Genomic DNA, 20,506 nt, shown 5'->3' with positions numbered 1-20,506 from the left:
GGCTCCGAACCGGCAACTGCGAAGGCCTACCGCAGGCTCGAGCACATGATCGTAACTCTCGAGCTGGCGCCGGCGAGCTTCATCACCGAGGGGGCGCTGATCGACAGGCTCGGCCTCGGCCGCACCCCGGTTCGCGAAGCGATCCAGCGGCTGGCTTGGGAGGGGCTGCTCGAGGTCCGGCCGCGCGCCGGCATTGCCATTGCCCCGCTGCACCCCGGCGACTGGCTGCGTGTCCTCGACGCCCGCCGTGGCGTCGAGGTGGTGCTTGCCCGCTCGGCCGCTCGCTTCGTCACCCGCGAGGCCGCCGACCTGTTCCATGACGCTGCCCTTGCCATGCAAAAGGCGGTGATTTCGGAAAATGTGTTTTACTTCATCCAGGCCGACAAGGCGCTTGACGAGGCGCTGGCGCTGGCTGCCGACAACCCGTTCGCCGCGCGCCTGGCGGCGCCCTTGCAAACCCACAGCCGCCGTTTCTGGTTCCGCTACAAGGCCGATACCGGCTTGGCCGAATCCGCCGAGCATCATGTCGCGCTGATCCGCTCGATCCTAGCCGGCGACGAGGAGGCCGCGGCCAAGGACGCCAAGCGCCTGATGGCACTTTTGCGCGGCCATGCCGAGGCAGCTGCCACACGCTGAGCCTGTCATTTCGTCATGCGCCCTGGCCGGGCAGGGCTATCACGTTTTCCCAATTGTCGCCGGCCGCGACGATGCAGCTTCTGCCGGCGATATCGGTGACGACGATACTCCAGGTTCCGGTCTCGGCGACAAAGACTTCCATGACCGCCTCATGACCGATCAGCCCCAAAGCAAACTGCCTTTCCTGGAACTTCTCGCTCAAATGGGCGACGAGCTCGCCATGTTCAACGCAGTATTGATATTGCGCGCTTGCGGTGTTCGTACCCACCGCCAATGCGCCAGCAAGAACCAGGGTTTTCACCCATCCCAACAGCGATTTGTGTGCCATAGGGCACCTCCTTTGCCATCACGTTCCGGCAAAGGAGGGGTTTGACAGCCTCACTTTGCCGGAGCGATCCAGGCCGGTTCCGACGTCATCATCATCGCGTCGTTCCTTTCTGTGTTCCGGTCTGCCATCGGTGGGAACGATTCTAGATGTTCCCATTATGTTCCCGATATATGGTATCGGCAACGGAAAAGCGCAAGCAGGCGCCCAAGCGGGCGCCTGCAGATCCGTTTTACGGTTGTCGCCGAAAGAATGGGCCACCAGGCTGCGCGGCCATGCGAGGCCGCTGCTACGCGCGAGCGTGGAACCTCATCAGGTGCCTGGCAGCGCCGCTGTCGTCATCGCGCTCTCCCAGCCTTCGCCGACTGAAATCACGCAGCTTTGGCCTTTTGTGTCGCTGGCGAGGATGGTCCATGTGCCCTTGTCGGAAACGAAGACTTCAAGCACTACATTCGGATTGACGACGCCGACCGCACTCGGGTTTTCATGAAACTTCTCGCCGAGCGCCTTCACCATATCGGCGCGTGCCGCACATTGCTCGGCAGCCATTGCCGGGACGGCGGAAAGGGCCATCGCAGCGCAAGCTGCAGTCGCCATGAGACGTGTCATCTGACACCTCCTTTGCGCCGGACGATATCCCCGGAGCCGTCACCAGCGCCGTTGGTTGATCTGCCAGCGTCTGCTTCGCGGCAGGACTGCAACCTAAGAAGATTGCTGCCTTCTTGGTTCCATCACATTAGTGTTCATGCCGATGAAGACCGCGACGAAAAAAAGGCCCGGGTCGAGCCCAGGCCTTCTTTTTCCGAGATCTGGATCAGTTCATCGTCGGGATGACGAATTCGGCGCCATCCTTCACGCCGGCCCGCGCGCCCGAAGCCGAAGGCGAGGACGCGCAGACAGAAAACCGTCCGGCTAATTCATCGTCGGAATGACGAACTCGGCGCCGTCCTTCACGCCGGCCCGCGAGCGCCCGAAGCCGAAGGCGAGGACGCGCAGACAGAAAACCGTCCGGCTAATTCATCGTCGGGATGACGAATTCGGCGCCATCCTTCACGCCGGCGCCCGAAGCCGAAGGCGAGGACGCGCAGACAGAAAACCGTCCGGCTAATTCATCGTCGGAATGACGAATTCGGCGCCATCCTTCACGCCGGACGGCCAGCGCGACGTCACCGTCTTGGTCTTGGTGTAGAAGCGGAACGCGTCCGGCCCGTGCTGGTTGAGGTCGCCGAAGGAGGACGCCTTCCAGCCGCCAAACGTATAGTAGGCGATCGGCACCGGGATCGGCACGTTGATGCCGACCATGCCGACCTGGACCCGCGAGGCGAAGTCGCGCGCCGCATCGCCGTCGCGGGTGAAGATAGCGACACCATTGCCCATCTCGTGCTCGTTGGCGAGCCTGATCGCGTTCTCGTAGGTCGGTGCGCGCACCACCGACAGCACCGGCCCGAAGATCTCTTCCTTGTAGATGCGCATGTCGGCGGTCACATTGTCGAACAGGCAGCCGCCCATATAGTAGCCGTTCTCGTAACCCTGCATGGAAAAGCCGCGTCCATCGACGACCAGCTTGGCGCCTTCCTTGACGCCGGTGTCGACATAGGACTTGACCCGCTCCAGCGCCTGCGCCGTGACCAGCGGGCCGAAATCGGCGGAAGAATCCGTCGACGGACCGACCTTCAGGCTCTCGACGCGCGGCACCAGTCTTTCCATCAGCCGGTTGGCGGTGTCGTTGCCGACCGGGACGGCCACCGAGATCGCCATGCAGCGCTCGCCGGCCGAGCCGTAGCCGGCGCCGATCAGCGCGTCGACGGTCTGGTCCATGTCGGCATCCGGCATGATGATCATGTGGTTCTTGGCGCCGCCGAAGCACTGCACGCGCTTGCCGGCCGCGCAGCCGCGCGAGTAGATGTACTGGGCTATCGGCGTCGAGCCGACGAAACCGATGGCCTTGATTTCGGGATCGTCGAGGATGGCGTCGACCACTTCCTTGTCGCCGTTGACGACATTGAGGATGCCCGCCGGCAGGCCGGCCTCGATGAACAGTTCGGCAATGCGCATCGGCACGCCCGGGTCGCGCTCGGACGGCTTGAGGATGAAGGCATTGCCGCAGGCGATGGCCGGCGCGATCTTCCACAGCGGGATCATCGCCGGAAAATTGAACGGCGTGATGCCGGCGACGACGCCGAGCGGCTGGCGCATCGAATAGACGTCGATGCCGGGGCCGGCGCCATCGGTGAACTCGCCCTTCATCATGTGCGGCGCACCGATGCAGACCTCGACCACTTCGAGGCCGCGCTGGATGTCGCCCTTGGCGTCGGCGATGGTCTTGCCGTGTTCGCGCGCCAATATCTCGGCCAGCGCGTCATACTCCTTGGCGACCAGCTCGAGGAACCGCATCAGGACGCGCACGCGCCGCTGCGGGTTGGTCGCCGCCCAGCCGGGCTGTGCCGCCTTGGCGTTTTCGACCGCCGCGCGCAATTCCGCCTGCGAAGCCAGCGCCACCGTGCCGCGCACCGTGCCGTCCATCGGCTGCATGACGTCCTGCTTGCGGCCGCTGGTTCCGGCGACGCGCTTGCCGCCGATGAAATGACCGTATTCGATCATGGTCTCTCTCCCTGGTTCGTGATGAGGCATTGTCCGCCTTTGCGCGAGCGATGGCAACGCGAGCGAAAACGCAACCGTTGTGCGGCAAATAGAGTGCGGTGGGTGTCTGTGCATCAAATGGCGCAAATGATAGGGAGTGTACTCCTATCGCTTGGATTGCTGAGTTGAGTTTCTTCACACCCCCCTCTGTCCTGCCGGACATCTCCCCCAACAAGGGGGGAGATTGGCGGCTTCGGCCTTACCGCCCTCTTTGCGACGTTGAAGATTTGGCGAAAGCCGACCCGACTTCCGATCTCCCCCCTTGCGGGGGAGATGGCCGGCAGGCCAGAGGGGGGTGGGGGCGGGAACGCGGCGCTCCCTATCGAAACGGACCATCCCGATGAACTGGGATGATGCCCGCATCTTCCTTGCCGTGGCGCGGGCCGGTCAGATCCTCGGCGCCGCCAGGCGGCTGGAGCTTAATCACGCGACCGTCTCGCGCCGCATCGCCGCCCTCGAGGATGCGCTCAGGACAAAACTGTTTCGCCGGCTTACCACCGGCAGTGAGCTGACGCCGGCGGGCGAGCGTTTCCTCGAGATCGCCGAACGCATGGAGGGCGACATGATCGCCGCGCGCTCGACTGTTTCAGGCGAAGGCGACGACGTCTCGGGCACCGTGCGGATCGGCGCGCCGGACGGTTTTGGCGTCGCCTTCCTGGCCAGGCGCCTCGGCGCGCTGACCGCTCTGCACCGTGAACTCACCATCCAGTTGGTGCCGGTACCACGCTCCTTCTCTTTGTCACGGCGCGAGGCCGACATTGCCATCACCGTCGAGCGGCCGACGGAAGGCCGCCTGGTGGCGGGAAAGCTGGTCGACTACACGCTCGGCCTGTTCGCGTCGCGTGCCTACGCCGACACCCATGGCTTGCCCGGAAGCGCCGCCGAGCTAGGGCAGCATACGCTGATCGGCTACGTGCCGGATCTGATCGTCAGTCCCTCGCTCGACTACGCGGCCGAATTCAGCGCCGACTGGCGCACCAGCTTCGCCATTTCCTCCGCGCTCGGCCAGGCCGAAGCGGTGCGTTCCGGCGCCGGGATCGGCATACTGCACACCTTCGTTGCCCGCTCGATGCCGGAGTTGGTGCCCCTCGATATCGTCGCACCCATCCGCCGCGCCTACTGGCTGGTCTATCACGAATCGGTCAGGCCGCTGCGCCGCGTCCAGGTCGTCTCGAGCTTCATCACCAAGGCCGTCGAACGGGACAGGAGTTTGTTCGCGTGAAGCCTATCGGCCGGCGGCTGTCTTGAGCTGCCGGGGGTCTTACTTGGCGTATCGTCCCGGCCCGAGATCGCCGACGTCGATGTCCGGCACCCGGTTGGAGATGATGTCGGCTAGAACCTTAGCCGAGCCGCAGGCCATGGTCCAACCGAGTGTGCCATGGCCGGTATTGAGATAGAGATTGGAGAAATCGGTGCGGCCGATCAGCGGCGGCCCGTCCGATGTCATCGGCCGCAGCCCGCACCAGAAGGTCGCCGATCGCATGTCGCCGCTGCCCGGAAACAGGTCGCCGACCGAATGTTCGAGCGTGCGGCGCCGTGATTCGTGCAGCCGCAGGTCGAAGCCGGAAATCTCCGCGGTACCGCCGACCCGGATACGGTCGCCGAGCCGGGTGATCGCTACTTTGTAGCTCTCGTCCATCACGGTCGAGACCGGTGCGGCGGCGGCGTCCTTGATCGGCAGGGTGATCGAATAGCCCTTGACCGGGTAGACCGGGATGGGCCGCTTCAGCATGCGCATGAACCGCGCCGAATAGCTGCCCATCGCCATCACATAGGCATCAGCGACCATCCAGCCCTTGCTGGTGCTGATGTTGGTGATGCGATCGCGCTTCTTGACGACGCGCCGTATCTCCGTGTGGTACTCGAAAGTGACGCCGCGTGCCGCGCAAAGCTCGGCAAGCCTGTCGGTAAACATCTTGCAGTCGCCGGTTTCGTCGCCGGGCAACCGCAGGCCACCGACGAATTTTTCGCGCACGCCAGCCAGCGCGGGTTCGGCCGCAATGCACCCGTCGGGATCGAGGACCTCGTAAGGGACGCCATAGGTCTTCAGCACCTCGACATCGCCGCCGACGCCGTCGAGCTGCTTTTGCGTTCGGAAAAGCTGCAGCGTGCCCTTGGCGCGTTCGTCATAGGCGATGCCGGTCGCCTCGCGCAGCGCCTTCAGCGTGTCGCGGCTGTACTCGGCCAGCGGCACCATGCGCGCCTTGTTCAGCGCGTAGCGTTCAGCCGTGCAATTGCGCAGCATCTTCACCAGCCATATGCACATATGCGGATCGAGGGCCGGTCGCACCACCAGTGGACCGTGCTTCATCAAAAGCCATTTGATGGCCTTCAGCGGAACGCCGGGCCCGGCCCAGGGCGAGGCATAGCCGGGCGAGATCTCGCCGGCATTGGCAAAGCTGGTTTCCAGCGCCGGGCCTTTCTGGCGATCGATCACCGTCACCTGATGACCGGCCTCGGCAAGAAAATAGGCGGTGGTGACCCCGATCACGCCGCCGCCCAGCACGAAGATCTTCATCGTTTGGTTCTCCGCGGCGGCATCTCGTCGGGATTCGAGACCGGGATCATCGCCGCCTTCTGTCTGCCGGATTCTGTGGCGTCAGCCAAGTGCCGATGCTCAGGGAAAAGACATGCGTGAGGACAACAAGCTTGCGTCCTAGCGATTCACATAGCGCCGGTGGAAACGGTGGCCGAGGCTGGTCAAGACCTCATAGCCGATAGTGCCGGCCTGGCTGGCTACCTGGTCCACCGTCTGCGACGACGGCCCGATCAGTTCAACGAGGTCGCCGGCCTTCAGCTTGCCGGGCGGCAGTGCGGAAATGTCGAGGATGATCGTATCCATCGAAATCCGGCCGACGAAGGGCAGCCGCACATTTTCGAACCAGGCAGCGGAAGCGGCGCGACGATGCCAGCCATCGCCGTAGCCGAGCGAAATCGTCGCCGCGGCAAGCGGGGCCTTGGTATGGAAAGTGTGGCCGTAGCCGACACCGGCGCCGGCCTCCAGCACCCGCATCTGGATGACCTTGGCCTGCAATCGCACCACCGGCAGCATCGGATTGTCCTTCGCCGGCGTCGGATTGATGCCATAGAGAGCGGCACCCGGACGAACGAGATCGTAGTGATAGCGCTGCCCGAGAAAAATGCCCGATGAATTGGCAAGCGAAGCCGACGCTTCCGGCAGCATCCGGCGCAGCCGTTCGAATTCCAGCCGCTGCCGCTCGTTGGCCGGTTGCTCGGGTTCGTCGGCGCAGGCGAGATGGCTCATCACGAAGGTCAGTTCGACACCGTCGAAGGCCTGTGGATCCCGCGCGACTGCCTTCACCTCGGACGGCGTCATGCCGAGCCGCGACATGCCGCTGTCGACCTGGAGGGCGGCCGGCAGCTTACGGCCCACCCGTCCGGCCATTTCGCGCCATGCCGCGAGTTGGCTGGCGCTGTTGAGTACGCTGCAAAGCCCTGCTGCAACCGCTTCCCTTTCCGCACCCGGCGGAATGCCGTTCAGCACATAAATGGCTGGGTCTGAGCCGAGCGCCTTGCGCAGCAAGATGCCGCCGGCCAAATGCGCAACAAAGAAGGTATTACAGCCCTCAGCCATCAGTGCCGCCGCCACCGGTGCCGCGCCAATCCCGTAACCGTCGGCCTTGACCACTCCAGCACAGCTGACGCCGCCCAGCCGCGCCTTCAGCCGCCGGTAATTCTCACGGATGGCGCCGAGATCGATGGTCAGGATTGCCCCCGCCGCCGCTTCGCTGATCGGCTCGCTCGGGGCGCCAGCCTGCCGTGGAGCAACGGCCTGCGGAAGAGATTTGCTGGAGATGTCGTTCATGCCGACCTGTTTTAGCGGAAGGCCAGTGGCTACGCCACCAAATGCCGGAACGCTGCCACCACGTCTTCGTAGACCTTGCGCTTGAACGGCACGATCAGGCCCGGCAATTCCAGCATCGGCCGCCACGCCCACCGGTCGAACTCGGCCTTGTGGCCACCCGGTGGCGGATTGATCGCGATCTCGCTTTCGTCACCGTGGAAGCGGAAGGCAAACCATTTCTGCGTCTGGCCGCGATACCGTCCCTTGAAGGCGACGCCGACCAGATGCGCCGGCAGGTCGTAGTTGATCCAGTGCGGCGCCTCGGCCAGCAGCGACACCGAGCGCATGCCGGTCTCTTCGTAGAGTTCGCGCGCCGCCGCGGGCAGCGGCTCCTCGCCATCGTCGATGCCGCCCTGCGGCATCTGCCAGAGCTGCGTCGTTCCAGCGAATTCGCTGTCCGGCTCGGCAATGCGACGGCCGACCCAGACCAGGCCGTCGCCATTGAGGACCATCACCCCTACGCAGGGCCGGTAGGGCAGTGTCTCGGCGTCAACGAGCTTGTTCTTTGCCATCTCAGCCTTTTTCCGGATCTATGGCCACCGCCGAAATCGGCACGATCTCGATGCCGCGCTTCTTGGCCTCGGTCACCCAGGAAGACACGGTATCCACCGTCAGGTCGAAAGCCGAGCCGATGCCGACGGCAAACCCTTTCGCCCGCGCCGTCGCTTCCAGCCCATCCAGTTTCTTCAATATGGCGCCGCGGTCCTGCACCGCGTCGATCGCCGTATCGCCGCCGACGAACGGCACGCCGTCCTTCAGCGCCAATTCGGGTGCCAGGCTGCGCGCTGAGGAACCGTCATCGACATAGGCGAGGCCACGCTTGCCAAGCTCGGCCATCAATGGCCCCATTGCCGTCGCGTCGGCCGAAAAGCGGGCGCCCATATAGTTCATGACGCCGGTGTAGTTGGTCGTTCGCGACAGCGCCCAGCGTAAATTCTTCAAATTCTCGTCCGGCGTCGCAGCCACGGTCAGCGTGTTGCGGCCGGGATTGACGTTCGGATAGTCGAACGGCTCGAGCGGCACCTGCATGATGACCTCATGGCCGCCCTGCCGCGCCACCTGCATCCAGCGGCCGATGCTGTTGCCTTGCGGCGCGAAGGCCAGCGTCACCTCCGCCGGCAGCTTGGCGATGGCTGCCTGCGTGCCGGTCTGCGACACGGCAAGACCGCCGATGACGAGCGCCACGCGTGCACCGCGTGCGCCGGACCACGGCCGTGCATAGACATCGAACGGGCGCCGGCCGTCGGCGGCGCGGATCGGCAGCGGACCGGTCTCGCTGGCCTCGATCAGTGCCTTGTCGGGAATGTGCGCGATCCTGAGGTTCTGGCCGATCGTCGAAGGGTCGCGGATGACGATGGCCGCCTCGGGTGGACCATCGCCCTCCTCGGTCTGGACATGGATGATCTGCGGACCGCCCGTCTTCGGCCCGCTTATGTTGGCCCCGCTTGCGTTGCTTGGCGCTGCCGTTTCGGGCGTCGCCTTGGCTGGCGCCGCGGCGGTATCCGCCGCCGCCGGCGTTTTCGGCGTCGAGACCGCTACTTCCTGCAGCTTCCGGAACGGCTTGTCGCGCAAGGCGATCGCGCTGGAGACGCCGACCACCGACAGCACGACAAGCGCGGCGGCGACCGCACCGGCGCTGATCCCGCTGCCCGAGCGCGACGGCCGGATCGCCTGTCCGAGAGGTCGTTCTATGTCCTTGCCGATATCAGCCAAGCCCGCACCCCCGGCGTGCATCCCCGAAGTAAAACCTTCTCCGGAGGCGCAAGATCCAAAATGTCGGCGCGTCCCCTTGCTTCACTGGACGCGCAGCATGCCGGCCGCAGCCCCGAATCAAACTGCCGGAGCCTCGCGGCCCCGGCAGCATCGCATCGCTTCGCTCAGGCAGCCAGACCCGTTTGGCCCGGCTTGCCCGCCCTTACTGGTTCAACACGGCCTTTTGCGGATTCGGCGGGAACGCCGGATCGGTCTTCTGGCCGCGCAGCAGCTGCTCGGCATAGATGAGCTGCAAATCGTCCTTCGGCTCCGGCGGCACATAGGCTGCCGAACCCGAACCGGTCGTGCCTTCGTCGGCGCCCTTGATATGGCCCTTGAGGTCGGATTCGCCGCGCGTCAGATCCCTGCCCTGCAGTTCCGCCGGCAGCGGCTGGTCGACCTTGATGTCGGGCGTGATGCCCTTGCCCTGGATCGACTTGCCGGACGGCGTGTAATAGAGCGCCGTCGTCAACCGCAGCGCCCCGTTCTCGCCAAGCGGGATGATGGTCTGCACCGAACCCTTGCCGAAGGACTGCGTGCCGACCACCGTGGCGCGGCGCAGATCCTGCAGCGCGCCGGCGACGATTTCCGAGGCACTGGCCGAGCCGCCATTGACGAGCACGATCAGCGGCTTGCCGCCGATGTCGTCGCCGGCCCGTGCGTCGAAGCGGGTGACGTCCTTCGGATCGCGGCCGCGCGTCGAGACGATCTCGCCACGGTCGAGGAAGGCATCCGACACGCTCACCGCCTGGTCGAGCAAACCGCCCGGATTGAGGCGCAGGTCGAGCACGTAGCCCTTGAGCTTGTCGTTCGGCACCTGCTTCTTGATGGTGTCGATGGCATTCTCGAGGTCGTCATAGGTCTTTTCGGTAAAGGAGGTGATCTTCATGTAGCCGATGTCGTTTTCGACCCGGAACTTGACCGCCTTGACCTTGATGATGTCGCGCACGACGGTCAGTTCGATCGGCTTGTCGGCGCCCTGGCGCAGGATGGTGAGCTTGATCGGCGTGTTGACCAGCCCGCGCATCTTCTCGACGGCGTCGTTGAGCGTCAGGCCGCGAACCTCCTCGCCGTCGATCTTGGCGATATAGTCGCCGGCGAGCACACCAGCCTTGGCGGCCGGAGTATCGTCGATCGGCGTGATCACCTTGACCAGGTCGTTCTCCATGGTGACCTCGATGCCGAGGCCGCCGAACTCGCCCTTGGTTTGAACGCGCATGTCCTGCGCTTCTTCGGCGTTCATGTAGGAGGAGTGCGGGTCGAGCGAGGACAGCATGCCGTTGATGGCATTTTCAACCAGCGACTTGTCGTCGGGCGGCGTCACATAATTCGCCCGCACCCGTTCGAAGATATCGCCGAAGATCGCCAGTTGCTTATAGGTCTCGGAGCCCGCAGCCTTCGCCGTCGAGCCGGGCGCGCCATAGACCAGGCTCATCGCCGATGCACCCATCAGCGCACCGGCAAACAGAAGCGACAGTTTCCGCATCATTCACGTCCTTCCAGAAAAACGGTCCGCCCACCATGGGGCCGGATCGACGGGTTTTCCATCCTTGCGGAACTCGACATAGAGCTCCGGCGTGGCATTTCCATTCTTCGATGCCGAGGTGCTCGCCACCCGGGCCTCTCCCATCGCGCCGACCGGCTCACCTGCGAGCACCGACTGGCCAGACGCGACGCTGATTCTGCTCATCCCCGCCAGGACGACATGATAGCCGTCACCCGCATTCAGGATCAAGAGTTGACCGTAAGAGCGGAAAGGCCCCGCATAAAGCACATTTCCATCCGCCGGTGCTGTGACGATGGCTCCCGATTGTGTCGCAACCATGTCACCGAGCATCACCGCGCCGTTACCGTCGTTGGCGCCGAAGCGCCGCTTGATCCTGCCGGTGACCGGCAGCGCGATCTGCCCTTGCAGCGCGGAAAACGGCGCGGCAGCGGTGAGCCTGTTGCTCTCCGGCACCGGCAGCGAGGCCAATTCCGTCGACGCCGCAGCCGATGCCGGGCCCTTGTCGGCGTCGGCCGTCTTTTGCTCGGCTGCCTTGGCCGCATCCGCCGCCTTGCGGGCCCTATCGGCCTCGAGCGAGGCGATCAGTTCTTTCAGGCTGCCGGCCTTGGCCGCCAACGTCGCGGACCGCTGCTTTTCGGCGGCCAGCGCGGTTTGCGTATCGGCGGCGAGCTTCTGCTTGGCTTCGAGCAGCATGCCGAGCCGCTTTTTTTCCGCCGCCTGCTCGCCGATCGCTGCCGTCAGCCGCGCCCGCTCGGCCTCGATCGAGGCCGTCACCCGCGACTGCTCTTTGAGGTCGGCCAGCAACATGTCGGTCTGCTGGCGCAGTTCCGGCACCACGGCACCGAGCAGGATGGCGCTGCGCACCGACGACAATGCGTCCTCCGGCTTGACCAGGATCGCCGGCGGCGGGTTGAGCCCCATGCGCTGCAGCGCGCCGAGCACTTCGGCCAGAACGTCGCGTCTGGCGGCCAGTGAGGCGCGGATCTTCTGCTCCTGCGCCTTAAGCCCTTCCAGCTTGCCGCCAATGTCCTCGATGTCCTGGCCGAGCTTCTGCTCGGTCATCGCCGACTGGATCAGCGCCGCGGTGATCGAGGCGTGGTCCTTCTTGACCGCCGCGATGTCGGCGGCGAGCTTGGCCAGCCGCTCGGACGACAGCGTGATCTCTTTCGATACTTTTTCGTATTCGGCGCGGCTCTGGTCCGGGTCGGGCGCCAGGTCGAGCGTGTTCTCAGCCCGCGCGACGCCGAGCGAAAGCGCGATCGCCGCCACGGCGATGCCGTAGCGCACGCGCCAGGAGCCCGTTCGTGATTTCCAGTCTTCAGACATTGAAGCCTAACTCTATGCGCGGCTTCGTTAACGAACCATCAACCATGTTCGAGCCCCGGCCGCCATCCGCAAACCCCATGAGCCCAAACTCTTGATGAGCATTGGGGCAAAAATCCGGGCGGCTGGCATCAATTCGCCGACCGAGCCGACTTCATGAACGATGGTAGGGGTGGCCGGAAAGGATCGTGGCCGCCCGGTAAAGCTGCTCGCCCAGCATTACGCGGACCAGCTGATGCGGCCAGGTCAACGCACCGAGCGACACCGTCAGATCAGCCAGGTCGCGCAGCGACTGGTCATGGCCGTCGGCGCCGCCAATGGCGATCACCAGCGCCTTGCGCCCGCCATCGCGCAGCGAGCCTATGCGGCCGGCGAAATCCTCGGAGGAAAGGTTCTTGCCGCGCTCATCCAGCAGCACCAGCGCCGTGCCCGGTTGCAAGTGCGTCTGCAGCTTCTGGCCTTCCTCGCGCCGGCGCTCATTGGCCGTCTGCGCGCGGCCTTCGGCAATCTCGATGATCCCGGCGAATTCGAGGCCTACGGCAGGACCGCTCTTGGCAAAACGCTCGAAATAGCGATCGGCCAACTGCTTCTCGGGGCCGGCTTTCATTCGGCCCACGGCATGAACGGTAATCTTCATCCCTGCCTCGAAGAGCCGCTGATGCATGTCTGACAACGACATGCATCAAGACGAGTACGGCTCAGTGGAGGGTCTCCTCCTCGAGATCGGGCGCCTGCCACATCTTTTCGAGATTGTAGAAGTCGCGGACCTCGGGACGGAAGACATGGACGATGATGTCGCCCGAATCGATCAGGACCCAGTCGGCGCCAGCCAGCCCCTCGACGCGCGCCGTGCCGAGCCCGGCATCCTTGAGCGCCTTGAGGAGGTGATCGGCGACAGCCGAGACATGACGGTGCGATCGGCCCGATGCGACGACCATGTAGTCGCCGAGGCTCGATTTTCCCTGAATGTCGATTGAGACGATGTTTTCGGCCTTGGAGTCTTCCAGACTGTCAAGGACTGTCTTGATGGCGCGGGACACGGCGTCGTTTACGCTGATCCCGGCCGGCGAAGGCACGATGTCGGCCTTCTTCCGAAGTGCTGTTCTCAGTGTATTTCCTTTCGCAGCAAGAACAACCAAATCACCTTCAAAATCAGGTGACACTGCTTAGATAGGCAGAGTTAGGTTGCAGTTTCAAGACACCGCTCGCAAGCAGGCGCCCGGCAGCGGCCGAATATGCGGCTTTCCGAGCGAGAAAATCGGAACCGCCTCGCCCCGCAGCGGTTATCGGCTCATCCACGAACCGGAATCCCGACATGCCGATCGATCCCCAGAACGCCCTCCTCACCGTGCAATCCGGCCTGGCGCAACTCAGCACGCTGATCGTCTCCTACTCGCTTTCGGCGGTCGGCGCCGTCATCCTGCTGGTCATCGGCTACATCGTCGCCGGCCTCGCCGAGCGTTCGATCTATGCCGGCCTCGGCCATATCCATGGCTTCGACGAAACGCTCCGCCATTTCTTCTCGCAGGTCGTCCGATACGCCATCCTCGGGCTGGTCGTGATCATGGTTCTCGGCCAGTTCGGCGTGCAGACCGCTTCGATCATTGCCGCCATCGGTGCCGCCGGCCTGGCCATCGGCTTGGCGCTGCAAGGCACGCTGCAGAACATTGCCGCCGGCATCATGCTGCTGGCGCTGCGGCCGTTCCGCATCGGCGAATATGTCGAGGTCGGCGCCATATCCGGCACCGTCGAGGAGATCGGCCTGTTCGCTACAACGCTGCGGACGGTCGAAGGCGTCTACGTGCTTGCACCCAACTCGACCCTGTGGAACCAGCCGGTCCGCAACTTCACCCGCAACGGTGTGCGTCGCGGCGACATCACGCTCGGCATCGGCTCGTGGAACGACATCGATTTCGCGCAAAAGACCATGCTTGGCGTTGCCGCCGCCGACCGGCGTGTCAGGCGGCAGCCTGCGCCGATCGCCTTTGTCGCGACCGTCGGCGACAGCACCGTCGCCATCACCTTGCGCTACTGGACGGCGGCTGCCGACTTCTTCGCCACCCAGATCGACCTTACCAAGAGTGTCAAGCAGGCGTTCGATGCCGAGGGCCTTTCGGTCCCGGCGCCGGCACCGAAAGCGCCGCAGGCGGATGCCTCAGCCACACGGCAATAGAGCATTTGAAGCCAGCTGGAGGGTGTTCAAATTTCTTCGCGCCCGCGTTGACCTTCGGGCGCGAAGGCGAGATCGACGGGCAACGGCGCCTGCGCCGTCATCGGCGCGAAACTGCCGGTCTCGGTGGCAGGCACGGGCCGCACCATGACGACTCGCCAAAGAACGAACAGGCAGTACGCGGCGGCAATGACGATTGCCACATAGATGAAGGCCTGCGTGCCATAGACGGCGGAAAGCCCGGTCACGATGCCGGGGACGACGAAGCCGGACAGCGACCAGGCGAACAAAAGCGAGCTCGACAGCGCCACCATGTCGTCCTTGCCGGCGCGATCGCCGGCATGGGCGCTGGCCAGAGAGTAGATCGATTCCGAGGCGCCGTCCCAGACCACGTAGATGACGAGCAGCGCCACCAGCGCGCCGCCGTCGAAACCGAGGGCAAACAGGCCCGCCGCGGCGGCAAGCGCCGACGCCGCGATCAGCACGAAGCGCCGGTCAGTGCGGTCGGAAATCCAGCCGAGCGGGATCTGCAGGATCAGCGTGCCGACCGGCATTGCCGAAAGCAGCAAAGCGACGTCGGCCTGGCCGTAGCCCTTGGCCGTGGCATGGATCGGCGCAAAGCCCGAGATCGTCATCGACAGGCCGCCGACGGCAAGCATGCCGGCAACGCCCACCGGCGAGATCCGCCAGGCGCGGCCGAGCGCCACGGACGCCGCTTGCGGCGCCGGTGGCTGCGCGAGCCGCGTCAGCCCGACGGGAAGGATCGACAGTGCGGTGAAGGCAATGCCGATCAGCGGCGCGTCGGCCGCGCGGATATCGATCAACGCCAGCGTCGAATAGCCGACGCCGAGTCCGGCGACATAGGCAACGTAGAAGATAGCCATGACCCGGCCGCGGATGGCGTTGGCAACGACATCGTTCAGCCAGCTCTGCGCGACGATGAACAGGCCGCAAATGGCAAAGCCGTAGAGCGCCCGTGCAGCGATCCACGGCAAGGGATGCGGCCCGGCGCCGACCGCGGCGTTGGACAGCACGATGAGTGCCGACAGCACCATGAACACGCGGGCATGGCCGACACGCCGCACCAGCGGCCCGGTCAGGATGCAGCCGGCGAGGCCGCCAGCCGAAAGGCCGGTGACGATCAGCCCCGCCCAAGTCGGATCGAAGCCCGCGGCGCCGAGCCGGACTGGGATATAGGCGAACATGAGGCCATTGCCGACGGCGATCAGCGCCATCGACAAGAGGATACTGGCAATGGCGATCGACGGGGCCGGCTGCCCTAGACCGTTCTTGTCCTGGTCGCGCTCGAGAATCGTCATGACCGAGGATCGCCCATCAAGCTGGTCAAGGCAGCGGCAAAAGCGACATCAGCGGTCTTGCCTTCCGTGTTGGCTCAGCCCCTTGCTACCTTGCGGATCGCGCTCGACGACAGCGACGAACGAGGGCCGTGGATGAAGGTCCAGGCCGGCGCGTCCATGCGGGCGAGCCGCGGCGCGTCGCCCTCGTCTACGCGGGCATAGTCGAACGTCTTGGCGACCACAGACGACAGGAACGACAGTGTCGCGCCCGGCCGGTCGACCACCGCGATCGGGAACGTCATGACGATGCGGCGCCAGCGCTGCCAGCGGTGGAAGTCGCGAAGCGAGTCGGCCCCCATGATCCAGACGAAATCGACGCCGGGGTTACGCGCCTTGACCAGCGCCAGCGTATCGGCGGTGAAGCGGACGCGGTGGGCCGCCTCGAAGGCGGTGACCTTGATCTTCGGGTTCTTGGCGATCTTTTCGGATAGCTCCAGCCGCTTGGCCAGCGGTGCCAGGTCACCGGCATTCTTGAGCGGGTTGCCGGGCGTCACCATCCACCACAGCTGATCGAGCGCAAGGCGTCTGAGCGCGATCTCGGCGACCAGCGCATGGCCGGCGTGCGGCGGGTTGAACGAACCGCCGAACAGCCCGACCGCCACGCCTTTCCCGGCATGCGGCATCTTGAGGTAGCGCGGAGGGACGGGATGCTCGGAAGGGGATAGCATCGTGCTAAGCACCCCCCTTGCGGAGGAGATGTCCGGCAGGACAGAGGGGGGTGGCTGGGCGCAAACTTCAAGCCCTAGCGGCGAAAAAGGTCAAGGCCTCACCTGTCCCGACCCGCGTACGCGGTATTTGAACGACGTCAGTTGCTCGACGCCGACCGGCCCGCGCGCATGCATCTTGCCGGTGGCAATGCCGATTTCGGCGCCCATACCGAACTCACCGCCATCGGCAAACTGGGTCGAGGCGTTGTGCAGAAGGATCGCCGAATCGATCTCGCTGAAGAACCGTTCGACGGCCTTTGCATCCTCGGCGATGATCGCCTCGGTGTGATGCGATGAAAAATTCTCGATATGCTCGATCGCGCCGGCAACGCCGTCGACCAGCTTCACCGCAATGATGGCATCGAGATATTCGGTCACCCAGTCTGCATCGGTCGCGGGTTGGGCATCGGCATAAAGCTTCAGCACCTCGGCATCGGCATGGATCTCGCAGCCTGCCGCCTGTAGGGCCCCGAGGATCGGCACCAGGTGCGTGCCGGCGACGGCACGGTCGACCAGCAGCGTCTCGGCAGCACCGCACACCCCGGTGCGCCGCATCTTGGCATTGACCGCGATCTTGACCGCCATGTCGAGATCGGCCGATCCGTCGATATAGAGATGGCAGACGCCCTCGAGATGCGCGAAGACCGGCACCCGTGCCTCGTTCTGCACACGCTCGACCAGGCTGCGGCCGCCGCGCGGAATGATGACCTCGAGATTGCCGGAAAGCCCTTTCAGCATTTCGCCGACGGCGGCGCGATCGGTGGTCGGCACCAATTGTATGGCATCCTCCGGCAGCCCGGCTGTCTTCAGCCCCTCGATCAGGCAGGCATGGATCGCGGCGGAAGAATTCGCCGAATCCGAGCCGCCGCGCAGGATCACCGGATTGCCGGCCTTGAGGCAGAGCGCGCCGGCATCGGCGGTCACGTTCGGCCGGCTCTCATAGATGACGCCGACGACGCCGAGCGGCGTGCGCACCCGTTCGATATGCAACCCGTTCGGCCGCTCCCAAGCGGCAATGACATTGCCGACCGGATCGCGCAACCCGGCGATTTCATTGATACCGTCTGCCATGGCGCGGATGCGGGCGGGATCGAGCTTCAGCCGATCCATGAAGGAGGCGGAAAGCCCGGATTCGTGACCATTCGAAACATCGATGGCGTTAGCATCGAGAATGTCCTGCTCACGGGCGATGATGGCGTCGGCCATGGCGAGGAGCGCGGCATTCTTGGCAGCAGTGTTCGCAATGGCCAGCGGTCGGGCGGCAGCGCGCGCCTTGCGGCCTATCCGTGTCATCAAACTGGCTACATCATCGCCTTGGTGTTTGTTCAGCATTTGACCGATCCAGTGAAGCTGGTGGATTTACACGCGGGCAGCCTTCGCGGCAATGGCCGCAAATTTGAGGAAGCAGAATGAAGACAGTTATCCTCGTTGCTCTCGGCGCGATGCTCATACCGACAAGCCTCCGTGCCGCGGACTACTGCGACGACAAATTTGAACCTGGAGAGAGCCCCGACGGCAAGGCCATGCTTATGGTAAGCTCGATGATGTCCCTCGCACTCGCTGAGCGCTATTGCGGCGCGCCACCGACACCGCTTTCCCAGATCAACGTCGTTGTTGAAGAGTTGCATGGATGTGGGCCGCGCGCTCGGCTTGAGGCGGAATTCAAAAAAAGGATGGAAGAGGAAAAAGGGGCAGAAGCAATGACGACTGACGCGCTCATCCGCGATCTCGTCGTCGAAGACGACAAGGATGTTCCCCAAGCCGAAGTGGATCGACGTGCCAAGGCTGGCATCGAAGCGGAGTTGGGAGGTTGCAGCGAACTTCTGAAGATATACCAGGACTTTCAGGATCGATATCGCAACCCACCCAAATGGCCGCATGAGCCTGACCAGTAGCGCGCCGTCAATGGCGGGCTGCATCTCCGTCGGCCGCGCCGCTCACCACGAGGTCGTCGCGGTGGATCATCGCCGAACGCGCCTCGTAGCCGAGCACGGTTTCGATCTCGGTCGTCTTCAGGCCAGCGATCCTTACGGCATCGGCGGCATCATAGGCAACCAGCCCGCGCGCTATCTCGCGGCCCTCGGGCGACAGGATGGCCACCGTGTCGCCGCGCGCAAAATTGCCGCTGACCAATTTGACGCCGGCCGGCAGCAGCGACTTGCCGGAGAGCAGCGCGCCGATGGCGCCGGCATCGACGGTCAGCCGTCCTGCAGGTTCGAGCTGCCCGGCGATCCAGGTCTTGTAACCCTTGACCGGATTGGCGCTCGGCCGGAAGAAGGTGGCGCGCTCGCCGCGCTCGATTGCCAGCAGCGGCGACAGCCGCGTGCCCGATGTGATGATCATGGCGGCGCCGGCGGCGGTAGCGATCTTGCCGGCGTCGAGCTTGGTGCGCATGCCGCCGCGCGACAATTCCGAAGCGGCAGCACCCGCCATTGCCTCGATGTCGGGAGTGATGCGGTCGACGACGGGAATGAACCGAGCTTGCGGGTCACGCGCAGGCGGTGCCGTGTAGAGCCCGTCAATGTCGGAAAGCAGCACCAAAAGGTCGGCGCCCATCATAGTGGCGACGCGCGCCGCCAGCCGGTCGTTGTCGCCATAGCGGATTTCCGATGTCGCCACCGTGTCGTTCTCATTGATGACCGGCACTGCCGTCATCTTGAGCAGCGTCGAGATCGTCGCCCGCGCGTTGAGGTAGCGGCGGCGCTCTTCGGTGTCGCCGAGCGTCAGCAGGATCTGGCCCGATTTCAAGCCATTCTTGCCGAGCGCATCCGACCAGGCGCCGGCCAAGGCGATCTGGCCGACGGCAGCAGCGGCCTGGCTCTCCTCGAGCTTCAGCGCTCGCTTGCCGAGGCCGAGGATGGTGCGGCCGAGCGCAATCGCCCCGGAAGACACGACGAGAATTTCGGCGCCGCCATTGGCCAGCACGGCGATGTCGTCGGCAAGCGAGGCCAGCCAGTCGCGCTTCAGGCCCGTCGTGCGGTCGACAAGCAGCGCCGAGCCGATCTTGACGGCAATGCGCCGATAATTTTTCAGCGATTGCGCGGCCATGGCTATGTGTTCCAGCGCGTCTCGACCGGCGCAGCGACAGCTTCGCGGGCCTCCGCCACCACAGCCATCAGCGCGCGCAACACCGCCTCGACGCCTTCGCCGGTGACAGCAGAAAGCAGCATCGGCGCGCGGCCGGCGGCACGTTTCAGCGAGGCGGTCTTTTTCTTGCGTGCGTCGGCATCGAGTATGTCGACCTGGGAAAGCGCAACGATTTCGATCTTGTCGGTCAGCCCGTTGCCGTAGGCGTCGAGTTCGGCGCGCACGGTCTTGTAGGCCTGGGCCGGATTTTCTTCCTGTGCCGAGACAAGATGCAGAAGGACGCGCGTGCGTTCGACATGGCCTAGGAAGCGGTCGCCGATGCCGACCCCTTCATGCGCGCCTTCGATCAGGCCGGGAATGTCGGCGATGACGAATTCGCGCCCGTCGATGCGGGCCACGCCAAGGCCCGGATGCAGGGTGGTGAAGGGATAGTCAGCGATCTTCGGCTTGGCCGCGGTGACCGCCGCCAGGAAGGTCGACTTGCCGGCGTTGGGCAGCCCGACAAGGCCGGCATCGGCGATCAGCTTCAGCCTGAGCCAGATGTTGAGCTCTTCGCCTGGCAGTCCGGGATTGGCGCGGCGCGGCGCCTGGTTGGTCGAGGTCTTGAAGTGCTGGTTGCCGAAACCGCCATTGCCGCCCTTAGCCAACAGAAAGCGCTGGCCGACGACCGTCAGATCACAGATCAGCGTCTCATTGTCCTCGGCAAAGACCTGTGTTCCGGCCGGCACTTTCAGCGTTACGTCGGCCCCCTTGGCGCCGGTCATGTTGCGGCCCATACCGTGCGTCCCGGTCTTGGCTTTGAAATGCTGCTGATAGCGATAGTCGATCAGCGTGTTTAGTCCGTCGACCGCCTCCACCCAGACATCGCCGCCGCGGCCACCGTCGCCACCGTCCGGACCGCCGAACTCGATAAACTTTTCGCGCCGGAACGACACCGAACCGGCGCCGCCGTCGCCGGAGCGGATGTAGACCTTGGCTTGATCGAGAAATTTCATCGGATTGTATGGTTTCTGTTATTGGCTTTGCGGGATTGCTCTAAACCAAGGCGGGTCGAAGGGCGAGGGCCGTTTTTACTACTGTAACGTCGCGCGTATCTCTGGACGCGTAGCCTTTGGTTGACCCTTGCCGAAAATCGA

Annotated in this window: 20 protein-coding genes; 4 read left to right on the top strand and 16 right to left on the bottom strand. The window is 64.5% G+C overall.

The features are described 5' to 3' along the window. Window positions 1-45 precede the first annotated feature (45 nt). Window positions 46-636, top strand: coding sequence for a GntR family transcriptional regulator (locus tag NKJ35_RS18270; RefSeq protein WP_502895519.1), 591 nt, complete (start codon window positions 46-48; stop codon window positions 634-636). Between the two features lie 13 nt (window positions 637-649). Here NKJ35_RS18270 and NKJ35_RS18265 read toward each other — a convergent pair whose 3' ends face one another. From NKJ35_RS18265 to NKJ35_RS18255, 3 genes are all read right to left on the bottom strand, one after another. Continuing rightward, on the bottom strand, window positions 650-964 hold the full coding sequence (locus tag NKJ35_RS18265; RefSeq protein WP_352648975.1) for a hypothetical protein: 315 nt from the start codon (window positions 962-964) through the stop codon (window positions 650-652). Between the two features lie 309 nt (window positions 965-1,273). After that, window positions 1,274-1,570, bottom strand: a complete 297-nt coding sequence (locus NKJ35_RS18260; RefSeq protein WP_352648973.1) for a hypothetical protein — start codon at window positions 1,568-1,570, stop codon at window positions 1,274-1,276. Between the two features lie 495 nt (window positions 1,571-2,065). After that, the gene (locus tag NKJ35_RS18255; protein WP_352648971.1) at window positions 2,066-3,562 is read right to left on the bottom strand and encodes a CoA-acylating methylmalonate-semialdehyde dehydrogenase; all 1,497 of its coding nucleotides are present in this window, start codon (window positions 3,560-3,562) and stop codon (window positions 2,066-2,068) included. A 379-nt stretch (window positions 3,563-3,941) separates the two neighbouring features. Here NKJ35_RS18255 and NKJ35_RS18250 point away from each other — a divergent pair, with 379 nt between their 5' ends. Continuing rightward, window positions 3,942-4,823 carry a LysR family transcriptional regulator gene (locus tag NKJ35_RS18250; RefSeq protein ID WP_352648969.1) on the top strand — a complete coding sequence of 294 codons (882 nt, stop codon included), beginning with the start codon at window positions 3,942-3,944 and terminating at the stop codon, window positions 4,821-4,823. 39 nt (window positions 4,824-4,862) lie between these two features. Here the strand turns inward: NKJ35_RS18250 and NKJ35_RS18245 are convergent, their stop codons facing one another. From NKJ35_RS18245 to rsfS, 8 genes are all read right to left on the bottom strand, one after another. Continuing rightward, on the bottom strand, window positions 4,863-6,119 hold the full coding sequence (locus NKJ35_RS18245) for a D-amino acid dehydrogenase (RefSeq protein WP_502904651.1): 1,257 nt from the start codon (window positions 6,117-6,119) through the stop codon (window positions 4,863-4,865). Between the two features lie 138 nt (window positions 6,120-6,257). Beyond that, window positions 6,258-7,427, bottom strand: a complete 1,170-nt coding sequence (gene alr / locus NKJ35_RS18240) for an alanine racemase (protein ID WP_352648967.1) — start codon at window positions 7,425-7,427, stop codon at window positions 6,258-6,260. A gap of 29 nt (window positions 7,428-7,456) precedes the next feature. Next, complete coding sequence (locus NKJ35_RS18235; protein WP_292658495.1) at window positions 7,457-7,978, bottom strand: RNA pyrophosphohydrolase; 522 nt, start codon at window positions 7,976-7,978, stop codon at window positions 7,457-7,459. A gap of 1 nt (window position 7,979) precedes the next feature. Beyond that, window positions 7,980-9,179, bottom strand: a complete 1,200-nt coding sequence (locus NKJ35_RS18230; protein WP_352479607.1) for a divergent polysaccharide deacetylase family protein — start codon at window positions 9,177-9,179, stop codon at window positions 7,980-7,982. A 202-nt stretch (window positions 9,180-9,381) separates the two neighbouring features. Beyond that, on the bottom strand, window positions 9,382-10,707 hold the full coding sequence (locus NKJ35_RS18225) for a S41 family peptidase (RefSeq protein ID WP_023719673.1): 1,326 nt from the start codon (window positions 10,705-10,707) through the stop codon (window positions 9,382-9,384). Continuing rightward, window positions 10,708-12,051, bottom strand: a complete 1,344-nt coding sequence (locus tag NKJ35_RS18220) for a murein hydrolase activator EnvC family protein (RefSeq protein WP_352648965.1) — start codon at window positions 12,049-12,051, stop codon at window positions 10,708-10,710. A gap of 151 nt (window positions 12,052-12,202) precedes the next feature. Continuing rightward, a complete protein-coding gene (gene rlmH, locus NKJ35_RS18215; protein WP_352648963.1) occupies window positions 12,203-12,685 on the bottom strand; it encodes a 23S rRNA (pseudouridine(1915)-N(3))-methyltransferase RlmH in 483 nt (160 codons plus the stop codon). Between the two features lie 61 nt (window positions 12,686-12,746). Beyond that, window positions 12,747-13,124, bottom strand: coding sequence for a ribosome silencing factor (gene rsfS / locus NKJ35_RS18210; protein WP_352479604.1), 378 nt, complete (start codon window positions 13,122-13,124; stop codon window positions 12,747-12,749). A gap of 239 nt (window positions 13,125-13,363) precedes the next feature. Between rsfS and NKJ35_RS18205 the strand changes: the two genes are divergently transcribed. Continuing rightward, on the top strand, window positions 13,364-14,221 hold the full coding sequence (locus NKJ35_RS18205) for a mechanosensitive ion channel family protein (RefSeq protein WP_254816404.1): 858 nt from the start codon (window positions 13,364-13,366) through the stop codon (window positions 14,219-14,221). 26 nt (window positions 14,222-14,247) lie between these two features. Here the strand turns inward: NKJ35_RS18205 and NKJ35_RS18200 are convergent, their stop codons facing one another. From NKJ35_RS18200 to NKJ35_RS18190, 3 genes are all read right to left on the bottom strand, one after another. Continuing rightward, a complete protein-coding gene (locus NKJ35_RS18200; protein ID WP_352479603.1) occupies window positions 14,248-15,537 on the bottom strand; it encodes an MFS transporter in 1,290 nt (429 codons plus the stop codon). Window positions 15,538-15,611: 74 nt separating this feature from the next. Further along, on the bottom strand, window positions 15,612-16,199 hold the full coding sequence (locus tag NKJ35_RS18195) for a nicotinate-nucleotide adenylyltransferase (protein WP_352479636.1): 588 nt from the start codon (window positions 16,197-16,199) through the stop codon (window positions 15,612-15,614). A 135-nt stretch (window positions 16,200-16,334) separates the two neighbouring features. Further along, the gene (locus NKJ35_RS18190; RefSeq protein WP_352648960.1) at window positions 16,335-17,615 is read right to left on the bottom strand and encodes a glutamate-5-semialdehyde dehydrogenase; all 1,281 of its coding nucleotides are present in this window, start codon (window positions 17,613-17,615) and stop codon (window positions 16,335-16,337) included. Between the two features lie 77 nt (window positions 17,616-17,692). Here NKJ35_RS18190 and NKJ35_RS18185 point away from each other — a divergent pair, with 77 nt between their 5' ends. Continuing rightward, on the top strand, window positions 17,693-18,178 hold the full coding sequence (locus NKJ35_RS18185; protein ID WP_352648958.1) for a hypothetical protein: 486 nt from the start codon (window positions 17,693-17,695) through the stop codon (window positions 18,176-18,178). Window positions 18,179-18,185: 7 nt separating this feature from the next. Here NKJ35_RS18185 and proB read toward each other — a convergent pair whose 3' ends face one another. After that, window positions 18,186-19,331: a glutamate 5-kinase gene (proB, locus tag NKJ35_RS18180; protein ID WP_352648956.1), complete on the bottom strand. Its 1,146-nt coding sequence runs from the start codon at window positions 19,329-19,331 to the stop codon at window positions 18,186-18,188. 2 nt (window positions 19,332-19,333) lie between these two features. After that, window positions 19,334-20,365, bottom strand: a complete 1,032-nt coding sequence (gene obgE / locus NKJ35_RS18175) for a GTPase ObgE (RefSeq protein ID WP_254820472.1) — start codon at window positions 20,363-20,365, stop codon at window positions 19,334-19,336. Between the last annotated feature and the right edge of the window lie 141 nt (window positions 20,366-20,506).

The sequence above is a fragment of the Mesorhizobium sp. M0136 genome (assembly GCF_040322515.1).
In the GTDB taxonomy this organism is placed as follows: Bacteria; Pseudomonadota; Alphaproteobacteria; order Rhizobiales; family Rhizobiaceae; genus Mesorhizobium.
Note: the sequence above shows the minus strand (reverse complement) of the source record. Positions and strands in the feature narration are given on the sequence as shown.

Coding starts and splice junctions, on each gene's coding strand:
- obgE (WP_254820472.1), bottom strand. CDS start 20,365: ATGAAATTTCTCGATCAAGCCAAGGTCTACATCCGCTCCGGCGACGGC.
- NKJ35_RS18245 (WP_502904651.1), bottom strand. CDS start 6,119: ATGAAGATCTTCGTGCTGGGCGGCGGCGTGATCGGGGTCACCACCGCC.
- NKJ35_RS18225 (WP_023719673.1), bottom strand. CDS start 10,707: ATGATGCGGAAACTGTCGCTTCTGTTTGCCGGTGCGCTGATGGGTGCA.
- NKJ35_RS18255 (WP_352648971.1), bottom strand. CDS start 3,562: ATGATCGAATACGGTCATTTCATCGGCGGCAAGCGCGTCGCCGGAACC.
- NKJ35_RS18185 (WP_352648958.1), top strand. CDS start 17,693: ATGAAGACAGTTATCCTCGTTGCTCTCGGCGCGATGCTCATACCGACA.
- alr (WP_352648967.1), bottom strand. CDS start 7,427: ATGAACGACATCTCCAGCAAATCTCTTCCGCAGGCCGTTGCTCCACGG.
- NKJ35_RS18250 (WP_352648969.1), top strand. CDS start 3,942: ATGAACTGGGATGATGCCCGCATCTTCCTTGCCGTGGCGCGGGCCGGT.
- NKJ35_RS18260 (WP_352648973.1), bottom strand. CDS start 1,570: ATGACACGTCTCATGGCGACTGCAGCTTGCGCTGCGATGGCCCTTTCC.
- NKJ35_RS18270 (WP_502895519.1), top strand. CDS start 46: ATGATCGTAACTCTCGAGCTGGCGCCGGCGAGCTTCATCACCGAGGGG.
- NKJ35_RS18190 (WP_352648960.1), bottom strand. CDS start 17,615: ATGCTGAACAAACACCAAGGCGATGATGTAGCCAGTTTGATGACACGG.
- NKJ35_RS18205 (WP_254816404.1), top strand. CDS start 13,364: ATGCCGATCGATCCCCAGAACGCCCTCCTCACCGTGCAATCCGGCCTG.
- proB (WP_352648956.1), bottom strand. CDS start 19,331: ATGGCCGCGCAATCGCTGAAAAATTATCGGCGCATTGCCGTCAAGATC.
- rlmH (WP_352648963.1), bottom strand. CDS start 12,685: ATGAAGATTACCGTTCATGCCGTGGGCCGAATGAAAGCCGGCCCCGAG.
- NKJ35_RS18195 (WP_352479636.1), bottom strand. CDS start 16,199: ATGCCGCATGCCGGGAAAGGCGTGGCGGTCGGGCTGTTCGGCGGTTCG.
- NKJ35_RS18200 (WP_352479603.1), bottom strand. CDS start 15,537: ATGACGATTCTCGAGCGCGACCAGGACAAGAACGGTCTAGGGCAGCCG.
- NKJ35_RS18235 (WP_292658495.1), bottom strand. CDS start 7,978: ATGGCAAAGAACAAGCTCGTTGACGCCGAGACACTGCCCTACCGGCCC.
- NKJ35_RS18220 (WP_352648965.1), bottom strand. CDS start 12,051: ATGTCTGAAGACTGGAAATCACGAACGGGCTCCTGGCGCGTGCGCTAC.
- NKJ35_RS18265 (WP_352648975.1), bottom strand. CDS start 964: ATGGCACACAAATCGCTGTTGGGATGGGTGAAAACCCTGGTTCTTGCT.